Source organism: Psychromonas aquimarina ATCC BAA-1526 (assembly GCF_000428725.1).
Lineage (GTDB): Bacteria > Pseudomonadota > Gammaproteobacteria > Enterobacterales > Psychromonadaceae > Psychromonas > Psychromonas aquimarina.
The window spans coordinates 256,386-279,442 of sequence record NZ_KE386791.1 but is presented as its reverse complement, the minus strand read 5'-3'; the positions used below and the strand labels follow the sequence as shown (position 1 = coordinate 279,442).

Annotated in this window: 20 protein-coding genes; 11 read left to right on the top strand and 9 right to left on the bottom strand. The window is 42.3% G+C overall.

The genetic code is table 11. The features are described 5' to 3' along the window. Window positions 1-18 precede the first annotated feature (18 nt). Complete coding sequence (locus tag G337_RS0120680) at window positions 19-519, bottom strand: hypothetical protein (protein WP_028865529.1); 501 nt, start codon at window positions 517-519, stop codon at window positions 19-21. A gap of 92 nt (window positions 520-611) precedes the next feature. Then, window positions 612-1,385: a fimbrial biogenesis chaperone gene (locus tag G337_RS0120675; protein ID WP_028865528.1), complete on the bottom strand. Its 774-nt coding sequence runs from the start codon at window positions 1,383-1,385 to the stop codon at window positions 612-614. 611 nt (window positions 1,386-1,996) lie between these two features. On the opposite strand from G337_RS0120675, the gene G337_RS0120670 reads away from it, so the two are divergent. The 4 genes from G337_RS0120670 to oleD all read left to right on the top strand — a co-directional run bounded on the left by G337_RS0120670 (window position 1,997) and on the right by oleD (window position 6,751). Beyond that, window positions 1,997-3,046 (top strand): 3-oxoacyl-ACP synthase III, encoded by a 1,050-nt coding sequence (locus tag G337_RS0120670; RefSeq protein WP_028865527.1) that lies wholly within the window; start codon window positions 1,997-1,999, stop codon window positions 3,044-3,046. 1 nt (window position 3,047) lies between these two features. Further along, entirely contained in the window at window positions 3,048-3,929 is an 882-nt protein-coding gene (locus tag G337_RS0120665; protein WP_028865526.1) for an alpha/beta fold hydrolase, read from the top strand. A 77-nt stretch (window positions 3,930-4,006) separates the two neighbouring features. Next, entirely contained in the window at window positions 4,007-5,671 is a 1,665-nt protein-coding gene (gene oleC, locus G337_RS0120660) for an olefin beta-lactone synthetase (RefSeq protein WP_028865525.1), read from the top strand. A 15-nt stretch (window positions 5,672-5,686) separates the two neighbouring features. Further along, window positions 5,687-6,751: a 2-alkyl-3-oxoalkanoate reductase gene (oleD, locus tag G337_RS0120655; protein ID WP_028865524.1), complete on the top strand. Its 1,065-nt coding sequence runs from the start codon at window positions 5,687-5,689 to the stop codon at window positions 6,749-6,751. Here oleD and G337_RS0120650 read toward each other — a convergent pair whose 3' ends face one another. Beyond that, a complete protein-coding gene (locus tag G337_RS0120650; RefSeq protein WP_028865523.1) occupies window positions 6,752-7,258 on the bottom strand; it encodes a M48 metallopeptidase family protein in 507 nt (168 codons plus the stop codon). Between the two features lie 104 nt (window positions 7,259-7,362). Between G337_RS0120650 and G337_RS0120645 the strand changes: the two genes are divergently transcribed. From G337_RS0120645 to G337_RS0120635, 3 genes are all read left to right on the top strand, one after another. Next, window positions 7,363-7,713, top strand: a complete 351-nt coding sequence (locus G337_RS0120645; protein WP_028865522.1) for a RidA family protein — start codon at window positions 7,363-7,365, stop codon at window positions 7,711-7,713. Window positions 7,714-7,843: 130 nt separating this feature from the next. Then, on the top strand, window positions 7,844-9,439 hold the full coding sequence (locus G337_RS0120640) for a protein adenylyltransferase SelO (RefSeq protein WP_028865521.1): 1,596 nt from the start codon (window positions 7,844-7,846) through the stop codon (window positions 9,437-9,439). A gap of 264 nt (window positions 9,440-9,703) precedes the next feature. Continuing rightward, window positions 9,704-11,383, top strand: coding sequence for a flagellar assembly protein A (locus tag G337_RS0120635; RefSeq protein WP_028865520.1), 1,680 nt, complete (start codon window positions 9,704-9,706; stop codon window positions 11,381-11,383). Window positions 11,384-11,401: 18 nt separating this feature from the next. Here G337_RS0120635 and G337_RS0120630 read toward each other — a convergent pair whose 3' ends face one another. From G337_RS0120630 to G337_RS0120620, 3 genes are read right to left on the bottom strand one after another with little or no spacing between them, the layout of a single operon-like run. Further along, window positions 11,402-13,390, bottom strand: coding sequence for a transglutaminase TgpA family protein (locus G337_RS0120630; RefSeq protein ID WP_028865519.1), 1,989 nt, complete (start codon window positions 13,388-13,390; stop codon window positions 11,402-11,404). Further along, entirely contained in the window at window positions 13,387-14,355 is a 969-nt protein-coding gene (locus G337_RS0120625; RefSeq protein ID WP_028865518.1) for a DUF58 domain-containing protein, read from the bottom strand. The genes G337_RS0120630 and G337_RS0120625 overlap by 4 nt, the downstream gene beginning before the upstream one ends. Further along, window positions 14,355-15,269: an AAA family ATPase gene (locus G337_RS0120620; RefSeq protein ID WP_028865517.1), complete on the bottom strand. Its 915-nt coding sequence runs from the start codon at window positions 15,267-15,269 to the stop codon at window positions 14,355-14,357. The genes G337_RS0120625 and G337_RS0120620 overlap by 1 nt, the downstream gene beginning before the upstream one ends. A gap of 160 nt (window positions 15,270-15,429) precedes the next feature. On the opposite strand from G337_RS0120620, the gene G337_RS0120615 reads away from it, so the two are divergent. Continuing rightward, window positions 15,430-16,152: a YebC/PmpR family DNA-binding transcriptional regulator gene (locus G337_RS0120615; RefSeq protein ID WP_028865516.1), complete on the top strand. Its 723-nt coding sequence runs from the start codon at window positions 15,430-15,432 to the stop codon at window positions 16,150-16,152. A gap of 36 nt (window positions 16,153-16,188) precedes the next feature. On the opposite strand, the gene G337_RS27980 is transcribed toward G337_RS0120615, so the two are convergent. Continuing rightward, window positions 16,189-17,502 carry a sensor domain-containing diguanylate cyclase gene (locus G337_RS27980; protein ID WP_051303464.1) on the bottom strand — a complete coding sequence of 438 codons (1,314 nt, stop codon included), beginning with the start codon at window positions 17,500-17,502 and terminating at the stop codon, window positions 16,189-16,191. Window positions 17,503-17,542: 40 nt separating this feature from the next. After that, window positions 17,543-18,532: an ABC transporter substrate-binding protein gene (locus tag G337_RS0120605; protein WP_169719649.1), complete on the bottom strand. Its 990-nt coding sequence runs from the start codon at window positions 18,530-18,532 to the stop codon at window positions 17,543-17,545. Between the two features lie 483 nt (window positions 18,533-19,015). Here G337_RS0120605 and fbp point away from each other — a divergent pair, with 483 nt between their 5' ends. From fbp to G337_RS0120585, 3 genes are all read left to right on the top strand, one after another. Beyond that, window positions 19,016-20,017, top strand: coding sequence for a class 1 fructose-bisphosphatase (fbp, locus tag G337_RS0120595; RefSeq protein ID WP_028865513.1), 1,002 nt, complete (start codon window positions 19,016-19,018; stop codon window positions 20,015-20,017). Between the two features lie 225 nt (window positions 20,018-20,242). After that, window positions 20,243-21,202 carry a trypsin-like serine peptidase gene (locus G337_RS0120590; RefSeq protein ID WP_084605537.1) on the top strand — a complete coding sequence of 320 codons (960 nt, stop codon included), beginning with the start codon at window positions 20,243-20,245 and terminating at the stop codon, window positions 21,200-21,202. An 88-nt stretch (window positions 21,203-21,290) separates the two neighbouring features. Next, window positions 21,291-21,782 carry a type II secretion system protein gene (locus G337_RS0120585; RefSeq protein ID WP_028865511.1) on the top strand — a complete coding sequence of 164 codons (492 nt, stop codon included), beginning with the start codon at window positions 21,291-21,293 and terminating at the stop codon, window positions 21,780-21,782. Between the two features lie 51 nt (window positions 21,783-21,833). Here the strand turns inward: G337_RS0120585 and uxuA are convergent, their stop codons facing one another. Next, window positions 21,834-23,018 (bottom strand): mannonate dehydratase, encoded by a 1,185-nt coding sequence (gene uxuA / locus G337_RS0120580; protein WP_028865510.1) that lies wholly within the window; start codon window positions 23,016-23,018, stop codon window positions 21,834-21,836. Window positions 23,019-23,057: the final 39 nt, after the last annotated feature.

Genomic DNA, 23,057 nt, shown 5'->3' with positions numbered 1-23,057 from the left:
TTAATCACCAGTACAGAATTACTGCGCAACAAACTCAAGGTCATAACTAAAAGTAAGGCTGTCACTAGTATTAAGAGATTGATCTACAAGTTGTAATTGCCCTCCTAACTTATAGGCCCCTACTCCGGCACTATCTAAGACAATTGATTTACCACTATTAATATAAGAGTAGAATGTAATGCCTTCAATCGTTTGAGGAGTAACAGTATGCTGAACAGTGATTGTCGCATTTGGTGTGCCTGTTATCGCAAATACTGCTTCTGTTGCTGCACTTTTATCACCAGGGCATAATCTATTGTTACCTACACTATCGTATGGAGAAGCATAACCTACATAACATTTTGCATTTGCCGGTGTCGCACCATCAAGTAATAAACTAGGAAACTGCAGTGGTGTTGTTTGTTCCCAATTCAATGCTGTAGCCAGATTAGTTACTCCAACCGTTGTAGTGTAAGTTTCCGCTACTACACCAGTTGAAACAAGCGCTGCTGTTAATGCTAGTACTTTAATAGTTTTCATTAAAATTTCCTTTTTATAGTTGCTTTTGCATTAGGCACAATCAATTAAAAATGAAACAGATCTGCCCTCTGCGCTGTATTAATCATTATTGATTAAATCTTTAATATACTCTGGGCCTGGCTGTCACCGCCAAACTCTGGATTTTCTTTAAATAGAATTTTTAGCTGAGTATTTTTTTCCAGCTTTTTTTGCAGGTTAATAGAAAATTTACGGCTGTTAATATCCGTATAAATAGCCTGGCTGTTAATGGAAGTTAATAATATTTCCTTATTGTCCTGCAGCATAAATACCTGCACATCGCCGTATACTGAGCGCTCTCCTTCTCTTAATAGGTCAAACTGCACTACCGACTGATTCTTTTCATTTACAATGACCCTGGCATTATTAATGGAGACATTGGCCTGTAACTGACCATGACGCAGAATTAAAGGAATTGAGTATTTAATGGTAGGTTTTAGATGAATACCCGGCGCTGTTTCTTCTGTCGGCGGCGTAATTGGTTCAATCAGCAGATGACTGCGAAACTCCCCCTCCGGCATTTTTGAAAATTTTGCTCGTAGACGAAACTTCTGATAATCCTTCGGCGCAATGTTTTTTCCCATACGCGGCCCGACACGCACATAATCGCCAGCGGAAGTCAGTGAAGTACTAACCGTTTTAATATTTCCCTTACCGTCCATCTGCTTCTCAATCAAGCTGACACGAAAAGAGAGCGTCTTGTCGGAAGTGTTGTAAACCTTAAATTCGCCCTTTTTATTTTTATCGGTTAATACAATGCGCGGTTCTTTGACGGATAGACTTGCGGAAGAGAAAAAACTAACAATTAACGAAAGGGCTAAAAGTGGAACAGCTAAATATTTGCGCATGCATACTCCCTACGATGCTGATTTAGTACAACTCAGCAAAAACTCAGCTGACACATACTTTGATTTGATGTTTTTATTTATACTCCTCTAAAGGAATGTCGTTAGTCAATGACTTTATATTCACAACATTAAAACATTGAACCAAATGTAAAAACTGAAATATATATGGTGCAGTTACACGCAACAAGCTAAAAACATTGACTTGAATCAAAACAAAAAATCAAGGCAGATCATTTGCCTTAATATAAACTCAATTTTCATTCACAATTAATTGTTATCGATATCAGTATGAAAATACTGTTCTAGAGATCTATTATTAAAAAACTGAATTTCCTAATCTCATTATTTACTCATTAAAAATCGTTTTACAGATGATATTTCCTGCAAAAAAAACAAAATATTCAGAAATTAATACAAAAATCCTGTAAATAAAGCGCTGTTAATGCGTGCAGACGCAATAAAAAAGGCTAAAGCTGGTATTCTTTTTACTTAGCCCTTTGTTAAAACAAAGATTTTGCGTTAACCTACGCGCTCGATTTGAGGGTATGCTTAATTGCTTAAAATTTACTCTTATAGGTAAAGTAGTAATAGATGAGATATAAATCAGTTTAATGAAATATTCACGCGTTTTTATCAACAGCCTTGCTTACGAATTGGCTCCGCATGCAGTTTCAAGCAGCGAATTAGAGTCGCGCCTTGCGCCTTTGTATCAGAAACTCCGCATCCCTATGGGTCAGCTGGCAGCTTTAACCGGCATCCAGGAACGGCGCTGGTGGCCGTCAGATCATCGTTTATCCGACGGAGCTATTGAAGCGGCTAAAAAAACCATCGATGAAACCGGTGTTAACATTAATGATGTCGGTGCTGTTGTTTATACCGGTGTCTGCCGGGATCAGCATGAGCCGGCTACGGCCTGCCGCATTGCAGCTGAGCTAGGTGTTAATAACAGCACGGCAATATACGATATCAGTAATGCCTGCTTAGGGGTTTTATCGGGCATGCTGGATATTGCCAACCGCATCGAACTTGGCCAGATAAAAGCCGGTTTAGTGGTTTCCTGTGAATCAGCCCGTCATATTGTTGATATTACTATCGACAATATGCTGGAAAATCAGACCATCCAGAATTTTTCTCAGTCTTTAGCTACTTTAACGGGCGGCTCCGGCGCAGTGGCGGTTTTATTAACAGACGGCTCTCTGCCTCTGAAAAACTCACGCCAGCATAAATTATTAGGCGCCAGCCACCTTTCTGCACCAGAGCATAATGATTTATGCAAATGGGGTCTGCAGGAAGTGGGTTTAAAACTGCACCGCGAGTTTATGCGCACCAATGCCGTACCGCTGCTTAAAGAAGGTGTGGCACTGGCGCTTGATACCTGGAAACATTTTTTAAGTCAGAGAAACTGGGTCAACGAGCAGGTTGATAAAGTTATCTGTCATCAGGTCGGCTCGGCAAACCAGAAACAGGTATTAGCGGCTTTAAATATTCCAGCACATAAAGAGTTTCCTACTTTTCAGAAACTCGGCAATATGGGCACCGTCTCTCTACCTGTGACTGCAGCTATGGCGCATGATCAGGGTTTCTTGAAAAAAGGTGATAATGTCAGCTTTTTAGGTATAGGCAGCGGCCTTAACTGTATGATGCTAGGACTTGAGTGGTAATATGAATTTAGATACTTTATTCCCTTTTAAACGCAACTATTTAGACCGTAACGGTCAGCAGTACCACTATCTTAATGAAGGCAGCGGCGAACCCGTTGTTATGGTGCACGGTAATCCAAGCTGGTCCTTTTATTACCGTAATTTAGTGACTGCACTAAGCAGCCGGTATCAGTGTATTGTGCCGGATCATATCGGCTGTGGTTTATCTGATAAACCCGGCGATAAAGATTATGAATACACGCTTAAATCTCGTATTGATGATTTAGAAGCACTGCTGGAATCGCTGCAGATAACAGAAAACATCACCTTAGTTGTACATGACTGGGGCGGCATGATCGGCATGGGATATGCGGCCCGCTACCCTGAACGTATTAAACGTTTAGTAGTTTTAAACACCGGCGCCTTCCACCTTCCTAAAAGCAAAAGCTTACCTGTTCCGTTATGGATCTGCCGTAATATGCGCCTAGGGACAATACTGGTACGCGGTTTTAATGCCTTTTCGTCCATTGCTTCCTATGTCGGCGTCAAGCGTAAACCTATGCCTAAAGATATCCGCAAGGCCTATGTCATGCCCTTTAACTCCTGGAAGAATCGTATTTCAACTTTACGCTTTGTGCAGGATATTCCACTGTTTCCTAATGATAAAAGCTATCAGCTGGTTTCTGAGATCGAAAAAAGTTTGCAAAACCTGCAGAAAGTCCCCACTATTATCTGCTGGGGCCTAAAAGACTTTGTTTTTGATAAACATTTCTTAGATGTCTGGAAAGAAAAAATGCCCCAGGCGTCTGTTAATGAATTTGCTGACTGCGGTCATTATATTCTTGAAGATGCAGCTGAAGAGGTGATCCCTCTGGTTAAAACATTTATGGCAGATAATCCATAAATGAACACCTATAGTGTCGTTAAATCCTTAACGGCACTAAGTTTATAAAAACACTAAAGGTAGATATTCACTCATTTATGCAAAATATCAATCAAGCCAATCTTTGCCGACATCTTATCGATGCTGCTGACAACATACCTAAATCCCTTGCTGTTGCCGTTCAGAAGCAGCAGTTTAATAAACTGACTTACCAGGAAATTGACTTTGAGTCACTTAACCGGCGCAGTGATCAGATCGCTTTTGCGCTTAATCAGTATGGTTTAAAAAGCGGTGATAAAGCGGTACTGATGGTAACACCCAGCATTGATTTTTTTGCCCTGACATTTGCATTATTTAAAGCCGGTATTGTTCCAATACTAGTGGATCCCGGTATGGGCACTAAAAACCTTAAACAGTGCTTTAGCGAGGCGCTGCCGGATATATTTATCGGTATTCCCAAGGCCCATCTGGCAAGGCGTTTATTCGGCTGGGGTAAGGAAAGTATTAAGCATAACATCACAGTTGCAGGATCCGGCCTATGGGGCGGCAGCAGTTTAAAAACTTTATTGAGAAAATATAAAACAGAGCAGCCCTATGAGATGGTTAAGCTGGAGCAGGAGCAGATGGCCGCTATTCTGTTTACCAGCGGCAGCACCGGCACGCCGAAAGGTGTGGTTTACAGCCATGCGATGTTTGAAGCGCAGATCAATGTGTTAAAAAATGATTATGCCATACAGTCGGGTGAAGCAGATCTTGCCACTTTTCCACTGTTTTCTCTGTTCGGTCCGGCACTAGGCATGGCATCCATTGTTCCTGATATGGACGCCAGTAAACCAATTACAGCCGATCCGAATAATATATTTGCCGCCATTGAAAAATATCAGTGCTCGAATCTGTTTGCCAATCCGGCACTAATAGAGCTGCTGGGCCAGGCTGGTTTAGTACAGAGCTTAAAACTGCACAGTATTAAACGTGTAATTTCGGCCGGTGCACCAGCTACCCTGCCCTCTATTGAACGTTTTACTAAACTGCTTGATAAAGGAGTTGAAATACTCAATTCATACGGAGCCACTGAATCACTGCCTATAAGTAAAATCGGCAGTCAGCAGCTGCTGCAGACAGAGTCTATTACCGACAGCGGCGGCGGCATCTGTGTTGGATTACCAGTGGATGCAACCGAGATCACTATTATTAAAATCAGTGAACAGGTTATTGAAAACTGGGATGAGAAGCTTAGTCTGCCCCCTTATGAGATAGGCGAAATTGTGGTTAAAGGTCCGCAGGTTAGTTCAAGCTATTATCATAGAGATCAGGCAACACTAGCCAGTAAAATCAATGACGGCACAGCAGTACGTCACCGCATGGGTGATCTTGGTTATCTCGATGAGTCCGGTAAACTATGGATGTGCGGCCGTAAGTCTCATGCTGTTGATTCTGTGTATAAAAATGAATTAAAAAGTTATTTTTCAATTCCCTGCGAACGCATTTTTAATACCCACCCTGCTGTTAAACGCAGTGCTCTGGTTGCAGTGCAGCTTAATGAACAGACAGTACCGCTGCTGTGCATTGAACTAATCAGCAAACCGTCGGAAAGTTCGATTAAACTTTTTAATGAATTAAAATTTATGGCTGACCGCCACCCGCAGACAGCAGGTATTAAAGAGTTTTTAATTCATCAGGCTTTTCCTATGGATATCCGTCACAATGCAAAAATTTTCCGCGAGAAACTAGCCCTGTGGGCGCAGCAGCAGATTAGTAAATAACTGGAACCCTTAATAATGCCTTTTAATGAAACTCCCCCGTTCAATCAGTTAGATGAAAAACAGCAGGCTGTATTAAAACAGCTTGCCGGCCAGGTAAAGTCTGTTTTTGTTACCGGTGCCGGCGGTTTTTTAGGTAAAGCATTATGCAGATACCTGCGCGCCGCCGATATTAATGTGGTTGGTTTTGCGCGCGGCAGTTACCCGGAACTCAAAGATATGGGCGTGCGGTTAATTCAAGGTGATATCGCAGATAAACAGACTCTGTTAAAGGCGATGCAGAGCTGTGATCTGGTCTTTCATGTTGCCTCGAAGGCGGGAGTCTGGGGCAGTAAAGATTCTTATTTTCAGCCGAATGTACACGGCACAGAGAATATCATTGAAGCCTGCCGCGAACTTAATATTTCCCGCCTGGTATATACCAGTACGCCAAGTGTGACCTTCTGTGGCCAGGATGAAGACGGTATTAATGAATCTCAACCCTACGCACAGCGCTATTTAAATTTTTACGGTTTATCTAAAGCAGCGGCTGAGCAGAGTGTGCTGCAGGCAGATTCAGCCGGTCTTAAAACCGTTGCCCTGCGCCCGCATTTAATCTGGGGCCCCGGTGATCCGCATCTGGTGCCGCGCGTGCTGGAGCGCGCACAGGCAGGAAGATTAAAGCTGGTCGGTAAAACAGACAAACTTGTTGATACTATATATATCGATAATGCGGTATATGCACACCTGTTAGCGGCGGTAAAACTGAGTGAAACATCTCCAGCCTGTGCCGGAAAAGCGTATTTTTTAAGTAACGATCAGCCGATCCTGATGGCTGATATGCTTAATAAAATCCTGGCTTGTAAGGATTTGCCAGCGATCACTAAACGAATACCGGCGGCTCTCGCTTATGCTGTCGGTACAGTATTAGAATGGCTGTATTTAGGACTGCGCAAAAAGGAAGAGCCGATAATGACCCGTTTTGTCGCTCGTCAGCTGTCAACCAGCCACTATTTTGATATCAGCGCGGCTAAACATGATCTTGATTACCAGCCTCTGGTTTCGATTGAGCAGGGTATGGAAAAACTTAAAGCTTCTCTTTAACTATTTATAAAGCGGACCGTTAAGCTCTGTTTCAATAAGAAACAGGCGTGTGTCCAGCTCTAACTGATGGTATTCGGGCAGCATATGCAGACACAATTTATAAAATGCTTTGTTATGCTGTTTCTCTTTGAGGTGGGCTAATTCATGCACCACTATCATATCCAGCATGACCTGCGGTGCTTCTTTAAATAAGGAAGCGATACGAATCTCCTGTTTAGCCTTTAATTTTCCGCCCTGCACGCGGGATACATAGGTATGTGTGCCTAGTGCATGTTTGACCAGCTGCAGTTTAGCATCGTAACTCACTCTGCTGACTGGTGCGGATTGTTTTATATACCTTTTTTTATAATTCTGAACGTAATCATAAAGTGCTTTTTCACTATTAACTGTATGTTTACAGGGATATTTTTTGATCAGGTAAGCAGCCAGCTGCTTTTGTTTAACTAATGATTCAACCTGATCAACAATATGAGCGGGATAATGGTTTACATACTTGAGCACTTTCATGGAGATAGACTTAAATTATTTATATTAATGGTGATTATATCACTCGTTTTTATTATCTGTAATGTTTAAACTAGATCAATCACTTATAACCCTTTGGAAAGATAATGATTGAAAGAATACAAACTAAACAGCGCATGAGCCGTATTGTTAAACATAACGGTACGATTTACCTGTGCGGACAGGTATGTGCAGATGCATCTAAAGATATTACTGAACAAACGCAGACTATGCTGGATAAAGTAGATCAGCTGCTGATTGAAGCAGGAAGTGACCGTCAGCACATACTCTCTGCAACCATCTACGTTAAAGATATGGCCGAGCATTTTGCGCCGATGAACGCAGTCTGGGATGCCTGGGTGCCGGAAGGATTCGCTCCAGCCCGTGCATGTGTTGAAGCATCTATGGCGCGCGATGTTTTATTAGTCGAAATATCTGTAGTCGCTGCAGAAAAATAATCCTCTTACAGCAAGATATTCAGCACCGGGATTATTATTTTAGAGCAGATAGTCCCGTTTATTTTCCTGCACATACCCCAGCAAAATAGTATACTATTTATATCTAACCTTATAAAAAGTAACAACCGCAATGAATGCCCTCTCTTTTGACAACCGTTTTATTAATAATCTACCCGCAGATTCAGAAACTGATAATTACTGCAGAAGTGTTGAAAATGCCGCATTTTCCTTTGTTTCGGCAGCAAAAACATCAGCACCAAAATTAATCGCGGTAACGCCGTTATTCGCTAAGCAGTTAGGCTTTTCTGAGCAGGATATAAAAGGCAGTGAATTCCCGCAGGTGATGACAGGTAACAAATTATTACCCGGTATGCAGAGCTATGCACTTTGTTACGGCGGACATCAGTTCGGTCAGTGGGCCGGGCAGTTAGGTGACGGACGGGCAGTTAACCTTGGCGAACTGACAACTACATCTTTAGGTCATCAGACGCTGCAGCTTAAAGGGGCCGGCAAAACGCCCTATTCCCGTCAGGCGGACGGCATGGCAGTATTACGCTCATCAATTCGCGAGTTTTTATGCTCAGAAGCGATGTTTCATTTAGGTATTCCAACAACACGGGCATTAAGTTTGTGTTTAAGCGGTGAACAAGTTGTACGTGATAAAATGTATGACGGCAACGCATCCCTTGAGCCCTGTGCGATCGTCTGCCGCGTTTCCGCTTCTTTTCTGCGTTTCGGCAGTTTTCAACTTCCGGCATCCCGCGGTGAAGAAAAGCTTTTAACTAAACTGGTGCAGCACAGTATCAAAACAGATTTCCCCCATTTATTAATCGACGGCGTTGATTTTACTAGGGAAATCTATCTCGCCTGGTTTAGTGAAATTTCTCAGCGAACCAGCGCAATGATAGTGCACTGGATGCGTGTCGGTTTTGTTCATGGTGTAATGAACACCGATAATATGTCCATACTTGGTGAGACCATTGATTACGGTCCCTACGGCTGGATTGATGATTTTGATCTCAACTGGACGCCGAATACTACAGATGCATATGAAAAGCGCTATCGTTTTGGCGGACAGGCAGAAATAGGTCAATGGAATCTATTTCAACTGGCTAATGCCATATTTCCATTAATCGGCGAAGCAGAGCCGCTGCAGGCGATTATGAGTGACTTTGCACTTAATTATCAAAACAGCTGGCGCACTATGATGGCCTCAAAACTCGGCTTTAAGGACTACCAGGGGCAAAGTGACCTGTACTTGTTTCAATCTTTAGAAAAACTATTAACTACAGTCGAAACAGATATGACCATCTTTTACCGCCTGCTGGCGACACTGCCAAATGACTTAAATACAGATGCGCATGAACAGTGGCTGGCACTGTTGGGCCCCTGTTTTTATAAACTGCATGAACTTGAAGCAGGTTATTTACAAGATTTTACTTCGTGGCTGAAACGTTACCTTGTCCGTCTTAATTATGATGGTTTAACACAGGTGCAGCGTGCCGAGGCAATGAACCAGGTTAATCCTAAATACGTATTACGCAACTATCTTGCCCAGCAGGCGATAGAACTTGCTGAACAGGGAGATTTTAGCGAAATTCACAAGCTTCAGCTGATACTGCAGTCACCCTATAAAGAACAAGCCGAATTTCAGGACTACGCAAAAAAACGTCCCGACTGGGCGCGAGATAAAGTCGGCTGTTCAATGTTATCCTGCAGTTCATAAAGCAGAGTACTTCCAGTGCCGAGATTAAGCAGATACCGACAATCAGCACTGCTTTTATATCTTGACTACAATTTAAAGATACTCAATTGTTTTGTGATGCGGCCGTTGTTTCACGCAGACGCCCTGCAATTATTGTTACTGCGGCTCTATTTTTTTAATATCGATATTAGTTTTATTAACATATGGGGATATATTAACAATATGTGCACTGTAAGGTTTTAGTGCTTTGAACTCCTTCGGATCAGTAATTAGAAGAATTTTTTCATGGAAAATAAACAGTCCCTTTCGACCAACCTGCTTCGTTTATCTACTGATAAATCGCAATTATTACTCTTGATCACCGCTGTTCAAGAGGAGATTAATGAAGCCAGTTTGACTGAAATTTTCCACCAGTCTGATTATACCAGTCTTAAATTAAATACTGACGGCATTAAACAAGCGGTACAAAGCTTTCAGCGTCTTGAAAGTGAAAAGGAACGCAGTGCAGAACTTGAGTCTATTGCCATTGCTGACCGCCTGGATGCACAGTTAAGCATCACTTTTGATCCCTTAAAAATGCAGGCTAAAGCACGTATTGTGTGCGCCTATGCAGGTTCTGCAGTCACACTGGAGCAGTTAAAACAGGAGATGGATGAATTAGAGATTAATACAGGTATTAGTGAAAAAACATTACATTTACTGGTCAATAAATCTGCACAGGCAAAACCCGGAACGGTTTACCAGGCGACAATAGCCAAAGGTAAGCAGCCGGTTAATGGTACTGATGCAACATTTGAGCGTTTAGTAGAAACACCAAGGGAACGGCTGTTAAGACCAAAAAAAATCTCCGAGGATCGTGTGGATATGCGCAATTTAGGTGAATTAATTACAGTCAAACCCGGCAGTGAATTAATGCGTAAACATCCTCATACAGAAGGCTGCTCGGGCATAACGGTTACCGGCGAAATAGTGAAACACACGCCTGGTAAAGACTTTTCTTTAGAAGTCGGCGAAAACACTGAAATTTCATCAACGGATCCTAACCTGCTTACTGCTTCCATTGCCGGTATCCCAAAAGTACTGAGCAACGGCATGATGGTCGACGATGTATTAACCATAGACAATGTTGATGTTGGTAACGGTCATGTGGACTACGAAGGCAGCGTTATAGTCACTGGTGATATTTGTGACGGCATGAAAGTCAATGCATCGGGAGATATTACGGTTGCCGGTTTTATTGAATCTGCAGATATCACATGCGGCGGTGATCTGATTGTAAGTAAAGGTATTTTGGGGCATCAGATTGAACCGGGAAGTGATAAATTCTCCTGTAATATAAACTGTAAGGGAACGGTTGCGGCCAATCTCAGCCAGTATTCAAAAATCCACGCAGGTCAGGAGCTCAATATAAAAAACCAGCTGCTGCACTGCCATGTTATCTGCGCAGGAGAAATTAACGTTAAAGATGACAGCGGTATGAAAGGAACCATTTTAGGCGGCTTATTATGTACAAGCAAAGGTGTAAATACAGTTACACTCGGCGCAAGTGCCGGCACCAGAACAACGATTGATCTTATCGGTGAGTATCCAAAATTAATGGAAAATAAAAAACAGATCAAAGCAGCAATAGCAGCCGCCGAAGAAAAATTACAAAGCGTCGCAGATACACAGCGTAAAATAGCTATTTTCCCGGACAGTCAAAAGAAACAGGAGATCAGCGACAACTTACTGCTCACCAAAGATCACGCTGAAAAGCGAATTCTTGAGCTCAATGCGCAATTGGAAGATTATTTAACTGCCTTACAGGCATATTTTGACCAGGCTAAAGTTATCGCCGCAAAAGAGCTGCATAATGATGTTTCAGTGCTGATAGGACGCGACGTGTTCCGCTCCGCCCGCAGCTATGGTCCAACCAAAATTCAGGTTCAAGAGTATAAATTGTCCGCCGAACCTTTTTTACCTTAAAACTGTCTGCCCCGCAGATTAATTCTTACCAGCACGTATCTGTCTACTGAGAGCCTGCAGCTCTTTGATAAGCTTGGTACGCTGTCCGGCTGATAAACCTGCCTGATATTTAAGACGGTTATAATTGACTGCAAACTTCTCAAATAATGGTGTAGGACGATTAATTGACAGCCTGATATTTTCAGCATAATCACTAACAGTCTGACCTTTGCCGCGTATTACTCCAAGCTTTGCGTAATAAGCCTGCAGCTGCAGATAAAGGCGGTCTTCAACTTCTCTTTTTTTCTTCTGCCAGGGTTTAAAAGTGATCAGCACCACAAACAAAAATGCGCACAACATCATAACCAATATGCCGTAGAGCATATTCAGCCAGGCATATTGTGCAAACCAGGATGTTAACAGCTCAAGCTGTTTTTTATTATCATAATTAATAACCCAGACAGCCCATAAATAATCCAGCCGGGCTAAATTCAAGCGTAAATCATTTAAAAAGCTAATATGGCGCCATTTTTGTAATGACAGATACTGGCCGGCTAAAAATTCACTGCTGTCCGATAACGCACCTTCTAATCCCAGCTCTACACGTTCAGGGGCAACATAAGCGGTAGGATCTACTCTTTGCCACTGGCCATCCTGCCATATTTCTGCCCACGCATGGGCATCATATTGACGCACAGTCAAAAAATTCAGATCTGCCTGCCACTCCCCGCCAAGATAACCGGTTACCATGCGGGCTGGAATGCCTAAGCTTCGTGCTGCATAAACATAAGCACCTGCATAATGAACACAGAACCCAGCCTGGGTTGAAAACAGGAAGTCATCGATCTGCTCTGCACCAAGTACAGGCGGCTGAAGCGTATAACGAAAAGCCTGTGCAGAAAAACCGTCAAGCAGCAGTTTAAGTACTTTATCCTTTGACAGTCCCCGCTTTAATTGAGCGGCAAGCCACAAGCGAGTTTTCTCATTTCCCTGCTCAGGCAGCTTTGTCAGCTGAAAGCGGCGCTCTGCACTTAGTGATATTGAATTTACTGACTGGTATAAATCAGCAGTAAAATCTTTTCTTTTAAAAACCGGCTGCCTGCTGCGCAGTGAATAATCCGACAGGTTGACGGCACTAAAAGAAACCTGAGAAAAATCAAGAGCCGGAATCCAGGTTTTATAATGCGGCTCAAGAATTAAGTCATAACTATTGAGTTTGCCGCTCAAACCGTAAAGACTGCTCTCCCCATTTAATACGGTTTTTTCTTCCTCTTTTTTGACCGCTGACTGCGACCATGTTCTACCGTCAAAGGCATCTAATATCATAACTCGCCAGTAACGCTCACTTTCTTCTACAGGAGCACCAGTAAACGAAGCACGAAAGGCCAGCTCACTGGAACGGCTTAACTGCGCAATTTCTCCCGGACTTACACTGTCACTTAAGCCCGTTGCTGCTTGTTTTTGTAAAGGTACTTTCCATAACGAAGGTAAACGGGGAATGACAATAAACAGCACTACTGCTAAGGGAAGGCTGACCGCAGCACTTTTAAACAGCAGTTTACTTTGTTCGGCAAAAAGACAGTGCGGAGCATGAATACTAAGTAAAACCGCTAATAGTAACAGAATCAGTCCCCCGCCAAGCAGCGAGGTAACAATACTGCTGTTAAAAATAAAAAACAGGGCAACTAATATAAAACCGGTATTCACAAAATAATGCACATCACGTTCGGACTTCAACTCTAAAAATTTAAGGCTGAAACCTAACAATATAAGATGCAGCATAACACTAAATAAACCCTGCTTATAAACCAGCACTATGATTAAAAAAGTGCTCAGTAATGCAGCACTGTTTAACAGCAGTTTAGGTAATATAGAAACCCGCCCGTAAAATAAAACAATACGCCAGGCTGCACATAACAGGCCGAAGATAAGCAGAAGCGGGTTTATATTATTAAATAAAGAAGCGGCAATCGCGATATAAGAGAGATTAATAAGCACTAAACTCTGCCGGGTAAGAAATTCCTTCATTGCCCGGCTCCGTAAAGAGCCAGCTGCCGTAAGCATGTGGCTTTTCCGTCCGAGCCATGCTCAGCAGTTATCACTTGATCCTTCAGTTTTAAAACAAAACTAACATTATTTTTATATAACTCAATCACTTGATAACAAAGTGCGCTGAGTTTTGCTTCTAAATCCAGAAAAGCATAATCGTCAATGTCTAAAATAACATCTCCGCCCTGTGACTGTTCAAACTGTTTACTAAGCATACCGCGACCCTGTGCGACTTGTTTCCAGGCCACTGATTTTAAAGACTCTCCAGGCTGATAAGACTTAAGCATGGCAAACTGCTCAAAACCACTATCAAAACTGCGCAGTCCATTGTTTGTTTGTTTACCGGGCAGAGTCTGCACAACACAATATTGTTCTAGCGGCTGCGGATATATCAGGCATTTAAACCCGAAATCGATATGTGTCCAGACAGAGAATAATCCGAAGGGAAAGCGTGAACTGACCGTCACCCTGCCCGGCTCAAACCAGCCGCGTTTTTTTGACAATGCGTAAAGTACAGCACTTTCTTCAGTCAGAATTGACTGCAGGGGTGAGCTGGATTTTTTAAATTCATAATGTACCTGCTGCGCCCTGCCCCTTTGTCTGCTGATTCGTAATGAACAGCAGCAGTCCTGGCCGGCAAACTGTGCTTTTACCGGATTTGCTGTCAGTGTGAGATTCGCAAGGTTCTGATAACTTAACAGTAGACAGGTGAGCATAAAACTGCAGAGGAAAAATACCACAAACAGGATCAGATTATTCTGATAATTGGTACCTAATAGGAACAGCATTAAAACGGTTAATATATATAAAAAACCCGCTCTGGAAGGGAAAATAAATGTATTACCGCGATTTAAAGTAATTGTTTTAACCGCCGGTATACGTCTTTTTAACCAGCTCTCAAAACGAGTCTGCATTAAACTTTTAAAATAGTTTTTATTGATCATCAGTCTAACGGATCCACGCTGTCAAGCAGGGTACGGCTAAGTACATTATCACCATGTCCGGCCGAAATACCTGCTAAACGATGATCGGTCACCGCAATGAATACCGCTTGAATATCCTCCGGAATAACATAATCGCGCTGATTTATAAAAGCCATTGCTTTTGCAGCCTGCAGTAATATCTTGCTGCACCGGGGAGATAACGGATTAGCATAGGTACCGCTGTAACGGCTCTCATTAATTAAACGCAGCAGATAATGTAATACATTATCACCTGCCTGTACTGCTCTTACGGCCTTCTGCATAGCAAACAAAGTGTCCAGATCAATAAGCGCATCTAAGCTCAGTTTTTTATCAGAAAAAACCTCTCCTTTAAGCATAGCTAACTCCGAACTCTGATCCGGGTAACCTAAGGCAATACGCATCATAAACCGGTCTAACTGCGACTCAGGTAATGGAAAAGTACCGGCCTGATCTAAGGGGTTTTGTGTTGCAATAACAAAAAACGGCCGCGGTAACGGATAACTGTCACTGTCAATAGAAATCTGGCGCTCTTCCATTGCTTCTAATAATGCGCTTTGTGTTTTCGGACTAGCACGGTTTATCTCATCGGCAAGTAATACCTGGCAGAAAACCGGGCCCTGATGAAAATTAAACAGTTGTTTAGCTGCATCAAATATGGATACGCCGAGAATATCAGCAGGCAGCATATCGCTGGTAAACTGTACTCGCCGGTAATCAAGTCCGAGTGTCTGTGCTAATGCAGAAGCCAGGGTGGTTTTACCCATGCCCGGTAAATCTTCAATTAACAGATGCCCGTCGGCTAATAAACACACTAACGCTAATTTAGTCTGCGGCTCTTTTCCTAATAATACCTGGTTAAGCTGTTTAAATATTTCAGCAATCTTATTGTGCATGAACTTCCCTTTGACTGATTTTCAATCGATTAACTCAGATAAGCATAGCAAAAATTTACCTGGCTCAATTTTTATTGATGTCAGACTAGCCTAACAGCGCCCTAACAAGGTAAAATTGCTACCAATATTTTTAACCAACTAACAAAAAGAGTCTGATCAGATGGGAAGAGCATATCAAAACCGTAAAGAGTCTATGGCTAAAACTGCGGGCGCAAAAACTAAAGTTTATTCAAAATATGGTAAAGAAATTTACGTATCTGCGAAAAACGGCGGATTCGATCCCGAGGGCAACCTTTCATTACGCCGTTTAATTGAAAGCGCGAAAAAAGACCAGGTACCGACACATGTTATTGAACGTGCTATTGAAAAAGCCAAAGGCGGCGGCGGTGAAGATTACGAACGTGCAACTTATGAAGGTTTTGGCCCCGGCGGCTGCTCAGTTATCGTTGACTGTTTAACGGATAATAACAAACGTACCTGGACCGATGTGCGTAACTGCTTTATGAAAACAGGCGCAAAAATCGGCTCAACGGGCACAGTGGCGCATATGTTTGAGCATCAGGCTGTATTTGTTTTTGACGGCGAAGATGATGAAGCTGTATTAGAAGAGTTAATGATGGCTGACGTTGATGTTACTGACGTTGAAAGTGAAAACGGTAAAATCTCGGTTTTTTGCCCGCATACGGAATTCTACAAAGCAAAAACAGCACTTCATGATACCTACCCGGATCTTGAACTAGATGTTGAAGAAGTCACCTTTGTGCCGCAGACTGATACTGATATCACTCCTGAACATGTAGAGAAATTTGAAAAATTCATGGACATGTTAGAAGACTGTGATGATGTGCAGAATGTTTATCACAACGCAGTACTGCCTGAATAAGCAGCTCCTGTATAGTTGTTAATAAAAAACCACGTTTTAACGTGGTTTTTTATTAAAATTTACCACGTTTTCCCCTTGAACTAACGGTTTCCTTGCTATCTCAAAGCGGTTGCGCCCATTATTTTTTGCTGCAAACAAGGCTTCGTCAGCATCATTAAGTAAGACATCAAAACTCTCATATGTCGGCGAATTTACGACAATTCCAATGCTCACAGTAATATCTACAGTTAAGGTGTTCATCACAAAAGGATGACGGCTTAATGCCGCCTGCAGGCGTTTAGCGCTCTCTACTCCCCCCGCCTCATCACAGTGCGGTAAGATAATGACAAATTCCTCACCACCATATCGAGCTAAAAAATCAACATCGCGAATTACCTTTTCAAAAACCCGGCATAAATGCTGCAGAGCCTGATCTCCGGCCAGATGCCCGTAGGTATCATTAATATTCTTAAAATAATCGCAGTCTATCATTAACAAAGTAAGCTGAAACTGATGACGCTGAGCACGCAGGAACTCTTCCTGCCCTCTTTCATATAACGCGCGGCGGTTGGCAACATTGGTCAGCTGATCGGTATTAGATATAGTAACCAGAGCTTCTGTTCTGTCCTGCACCAGTTTCTGTAAGGAATCTCGGGAAACCGTTGTTTCGGCCAGTTTTTTACTCATCGCATTAAACTCTGCCGCAAATTTATTAAACTCAGTACTTTGTTGAGAAAGTGTAATCTGCTTATAATTACCCTGCGAAATATTAGCAATACCATATTCAAGATCTTTAATTGACGAGTTAAATACTTTACTGACATTGATGATCCCCCAGGTCAGACCGCAGACGGTAATGCTGAATACCGCAACCAGTAGATAAAACAGCTCCCTAATCGTATTACGCAGGGTTAATTCTGTACTGGAAGCCAGCTGCAGACAGTCTTCACGGATCAATTCTATCTGCGTAAGCAGACGTGCATTAAGATGAGCTGCGATTTTGCCGCTCTTATCCTCTGGCGCTATTTTTTTTATCTGTTTAAAAAGAATGATTAAACTGCCGTTCTGACTGACAATACTATTATGCAGTGTCTGCTGCTGCGGGGTCAGAGCCGGTGCAGAAGAGATAATTCGGGTAAAGTTCTGCTGATCAGCCATCCAGGTATCAGGCCAGTCTTTTAAAGATGAAACATGCTCTTTAAATATATTCAGCTGCAGCTGGTCAACAGCTTCACCAACACGCTGTGTATAATCAACCTGTGACATAGCCGTGCTCAGTGTAATCCATGACCAGAATATAATATAAAAGACAGTTATCATTAAACCGAAACAGGCAAGGCTGAATAGATATAAACGCTGTGTTAGTCCCATATATTCCCCCTTCAGCAGTCGGATAAGACGCTGTTCAAGATTATAATTTTACCGCCATTGGATTCACTTGCCGCAGTACACGAGTATCAAGAAACATTCTGTAATCAGGCAGTTCGACAGATTTTGAGATACCAGAATCATGGATCCACAGGGACTGTGATTGAAAATTCATCAACAGAGAGTGGTTTAAACTCAATTTAAAAATGTAATCCGGCCAAACCCAGTCAATAAACTTCTGGTATGTTCCAATACGTTTAACTATTATTTTTCGAGATTTATCGGGTTCAGCTGCGATATAATTGATCGCATCATTTAAAGCCTGCATAACACAAACTGCCTGTTCAACTTTCTCTGTGTCAGTTAAGCGCCGTGAGATAAGATTGAACATTAATGTATGTAAATTTTTGGTGTTCAGTGTCCGCGCATCCGAGTTAAGCAACTCTACAGTCATAAATGCATAGGGCTCCCAGGGAACAATCACATCAACCTTATTCTGTACAAGCGCCTGCGGCAGTTCATCGGGAGAAAGCGGGTGCAGGCTAATATCGCTTATGGTTAACCCGGCAAGCGCCAGGTAGGTGGTTAACAGGTATTCAGAGGCAGTTCCTCTGGTCAGCCCGACACGCTTACCAGCGAGATCCGCGCTTTCGGAAATATTATTTTTCAGCCTGCTGATCATCTTGACATCATTATCGGACTGCGCAAAACTTGCCAGGGTCACAAAATCATCGCGCTGCAGAGCTTGAAAAACAATCACAGAATCGGAACTAGTGCCGAAATCAGCATCACCTGTTACAACTTGCTCAAAACTTTTTTTGCCGCCGATCACATCATTAATTACCACATTGACACAACTGTCTGTGAAATAACCCTGCGACTCGGCAATATAAAACGGCGCTGATAATGGTGTTTTGGAAACAGCAATAGTGACCGTTGCTTTATTCCTCCCTGAAGCTTTATGTATATCGTTATATATACTGCTCGCATAAACGGAAATAAGCAGGACAAACACAAAACTGATTAAACGCATAGCGCGCCCTTCCATTAATAATTATTGCTAAAGTATAGAATACTAATCGAGTTCTACAGCTGAACAAACTTTTTATAAACAACTATTAAATGATATTGCCATTACTATTAGGTGATTAAAATACAAAATCATCAGTATAAAGCGTAGATCTTTTTCCGTATTCAACAGGCTCCAATAACCACCCCATAAAATAATTTTTCCGTTAATAAGCATAACTGAACTTATATAATTTCCATTAAGTATAGGCGCTGCATACATATTTGTTGTAGAAACAGCAGCTCCCTGCCCCTTCATCATCAAACATTTAAAATTGAAGATATTATTTTATAAATAGTGCGCGTAGCTGCTAGCGAGCTCGCATTTTTGTAGTGACAACCCTGTTATATTTGCTTGACTATAAAGGCTGCCCATAATTCCGGCAGCAGATAGTAAATTGAACAATTTCATTCAACGTACCACTTCATTATCATAAAGGGCACAGACATGATCACACTTGGTGAATACATCATCGAAAAGCAGCACGACTTTCCAGAAGCAACGGGGGAGTTAACACTGTTACTCGGCGCAATACGGTTAGCTGCAAAAGTGGTAAATAGAGAAATCAATAAAGCCGGTTTAGTTGATATTATCGGAGCTACCGGCATTGAGAACGTACAAGGCGAAGTACAGCAGAAAATGGATCTGTATGCTAACGATAAGTTCAAGGCGGCACTAGAAGCACGCGGTGAAGTTTGCGGAATCGCATCGGAGGAGGAAGACGAATTTGTTTCTTTTGACAGCACACGGGGCGTCAACAGTAAATATGTGGTATTAATGGATCCACTGGACGGTTCTTCGAATATTGATGTAAACGTTTCCGTTGGTACCATTTTTTCAATTTTTAAACGTGTCAGTCCTATCGGCCAGCCGGCTACATTAGAAGACTTCCTGCAGCCGGGCATTAAACAGGTTGCCGCCGGTTATGTTATCTACGGCTCATCGACCATGCTGGTATACACCACAGGTAACGGTGTACACGGCTTTACCTGTGATCCTTCATTAGGCGTATTCTACCTTTCTCACGAAAATATGCGCATTCCAGAAGACGGCCGAACCTACTCTATCAATGAAGGTAACTACCTCAAATTTCCAAACGGGGTAAAAAAATACCTTAAATTCTGTCAGGAGATAGATACACCAAGTAACCGTCCATATACATCACGTTATATCGGTTCACTGGTTTCAGATTTTCACCGCAATTTATTAACCGGCGGTATTTACATCTACCCTTCAACCGCCTCTGCACCTAAGGGTAAACTACGCTTATTATACGAATGTAATCCAATGGCCTTTTTAATTGAACAGGCCGGCGGCCGAGCCACTGACGGTTATAATCGAATTATGGAAATCGAACCGACGGAACTGCATCAGCGCATACCTTTCTTCTGCGGCAGTAAGAATATGGTTAACGATACGGATGATTTTATGGCTAAATATTCAGGCTAGTAAAATTCCAGGATATTTATCATTTTCAACAACTAGATAAGCTCACATATCCAGAAAAGCATCCATGCAGATTGAGCATGGGTGTTTTTTTTATAGTCAACTAAAATTTCGACTGTTTACCAGCAAAACAATCAGACCTGCATCTCATTTATCAGCACCAACTATTTACCCGGCACAATAAAGGTGCTACTCGCATTTTATCCCGATCGCTTATATGCTTTTCAAATGAAACTTTATTTGAAGATGACGCTTATCTGTATTCTTTCGTTCCCCTGTCTAGCGGCCGAGGAGCAGGAAAGTGCGGATTTTCACTTCTATAACAGCAGCGAACAAACCACAAAATTTAAGCATATGCTCACCAATACCGGTATTTTAGTTGATGATAACAACATAACAATGAAAACCATTTTAGAAGAAAAAATCCTCTCTATTTTTTACAAAAACAGTGCAGACAGGCAGATTTGCGAGGATCTTCCTTTTATTAAGGACATTGCACTTGGACGATGCAGCGGTGTTTTAATTAAACCCGACGTTGTTGTTACCGCAGGGCACTGTGTCGATGCAGCAATCACTGAACAAACCTGGTTTTTTAATTATCAGCAGGATGAAGATCTCGCGTTAAAAACAGGCTACAAAGTAAAAAGTGTAATTTTTCATAACTTTAATATGATTAAAAGTAATTACTCTTTTAAACGCAGCACTATAAACAAGCAGCGTGAAAAAATCGGTATGCCGCCTTTACCAGCTGATATATATGATTATTCAGAATATAGGGATCTGGCATTGTTAAAACTAAATAAACCTGTTGACGGTTACATGCCCTTAAATATTAATTATGATCCTTTTCTCAAAGGACGAACAGCAGTGTCAGTCGGTCATCCTTTAGGGCTTTCATTAAAATTTAATCACAATGGTTTTTTAAAAAAAATGGGCAACCCCTATTATATGACCACCAATATTGGAACATTAAAGGGCAATTCAGGCGGTCCGTTATTTGACCTTGAAACGGGTGATCTCATTGGCATTACGGTCAACCAGGGCTTTAATGTCACATTCGGTATAAAACCAGGACGACGCTGCTACGGTTTTAAGAATCAGTTAAGCACAGCAGAAGATATTAAGCATTTGAGCGGTCATATGACCCTGGTACAAGTTAAACCGTTTATTAATAGCGCAGATAAGTGATTTAACGATATTTATCTGTTTAGCCTAGGTTTCACTTTTGCTAAAATGCAGATTGTCACTTGCTGTCTATAGGGAAATAGAAACTGGCATGAGTAAACAATCGGGTTTTACCCTTATTGAACTGGTAGTCGTTATTATCGTCCTAGGCATACTTAGCGCGGCAGCCGCCCCCAAATTTATTAATCTAAGCAGTGATGCGCGTATCTCTACACTAAAAGGAATGAAAGGCGCCGTCTCCACTGCAGCCCTGCTCTCCTATTCAAAAACAATCCTGCTTGGTTTAGAAAAAAGTAGTGAAACGGATGTTCAGATAGGCGCCGATACCATAAGAAGTGTTTACGGCTACCCGAAAGCAGAATTCAGTACAACCTGGTCTAAACTGCTGGATGCTGAATTTGGTGAATCCGGTTATGATGATCGTGATGCACATGAGTGGATGTGGCGTAACGTTAGTAATGACGGCCTGTATTTTATGCCCAGAGGCTATTCGCAAACGGCGCAGAACTGCTGGGTACGTTATGCACAGGCGACAGCCGCCGGGGGACAGTACCAGTTATCACTTAAAATCAGCGGCTGTTAAAAAACATATAAAACCGAAGCTCTTAAGCTTCGGTTTATTTGCCTAGCCTGATCAACGGCTGAAGAAAGCACGCTGCAGTGCAGTTTCTAAGCCGCGCACTTCCGCTAAGCCTTTCAAACGGCCGATTGCCGAATAACCCGGATTAGTTTTCTTGTTGAGATCATCAAGCATCTGGTGGCCGTGATCCGGGCGCATCGGAATTAAACGTTTATCTCCAGCATCAGCGCGGCGCTGCTCCTCTTTTAATATTTCCATTACCACACTGTACATATCCACGTCGCCGTGAAGGTGGGCGGCTTCATGAAAATTCTTCGGATTTTCTTCACGCTGTGTTGAACGAAGATGCGTAAAATAGATACGATCTCCATGCTGTCTGATCATCTCGACTAAATCATTATCACCGCGTACCCCGTATGAACCGGTACACATAGTAAGACCATTTTTTATACTGGGTACAGCTTTGGTTAACCAGTTAATATCTTCAATCGTAGAAACAACACGCGGTAAACCGAGAATAGGACGAGGCGGATCATCCGGGTGAACTGCAAGCTTCAAACCAGTACTGTCACAAACCGGCATTAAAGACTGCAGAAATAAAGCGAGATGCTCCCGTAAGGTATTTTTGCAGATACCAGTATAACGGTCCAGCTGGCTTTGAAATTCTTCCAGCGTGTAACCTTCTTCTGCTCCGGGCAAACCGGCAATAATATTCGCGGTTAATTTCTTAATATCACTGTCGGACATATTATCAAAATAGATTTTTGCCTGCTCCTGCTCTGCCGCAGAGTATTCATTTTCAGCCCCGGGGCGTTTAAGAATATGCAGCTCAAATGCACTGAATGCGGTATGATCAAAACGTAATGCCCGTGAGCCGTCCGGCATTTCAAATTCAAGATCAGTTCGTGTCCAGTCCAAAACCGGCATAAAGTTATAACAGACAGTATCAATACCGCATGTGGCTAGGTTACGCAGTGTCTGCTGATAATTTTCTATCCACTGCTCAAAGTTACCGGTACGGGTTTTAATTTCTTCATGTACCGGAACGCTTTCCACAACAGACCAGGTTAAGCCTTTACTTTCAATCAATTCTTTACGCGCCAGTATGACCTCTTTGCTCCACACCTGGCCGTTAGGAATCTCATGCAGCGCATTGACAATTCCGGTTGCTCCAGCCTGACGAATATCGTTTAAAGACACAGGGTCATTAGGTCCGTACCAACGCCAAGTTTGTTCCATAACAATTTCCTCTCTTATCGTTTTTATGATTATTTAGTT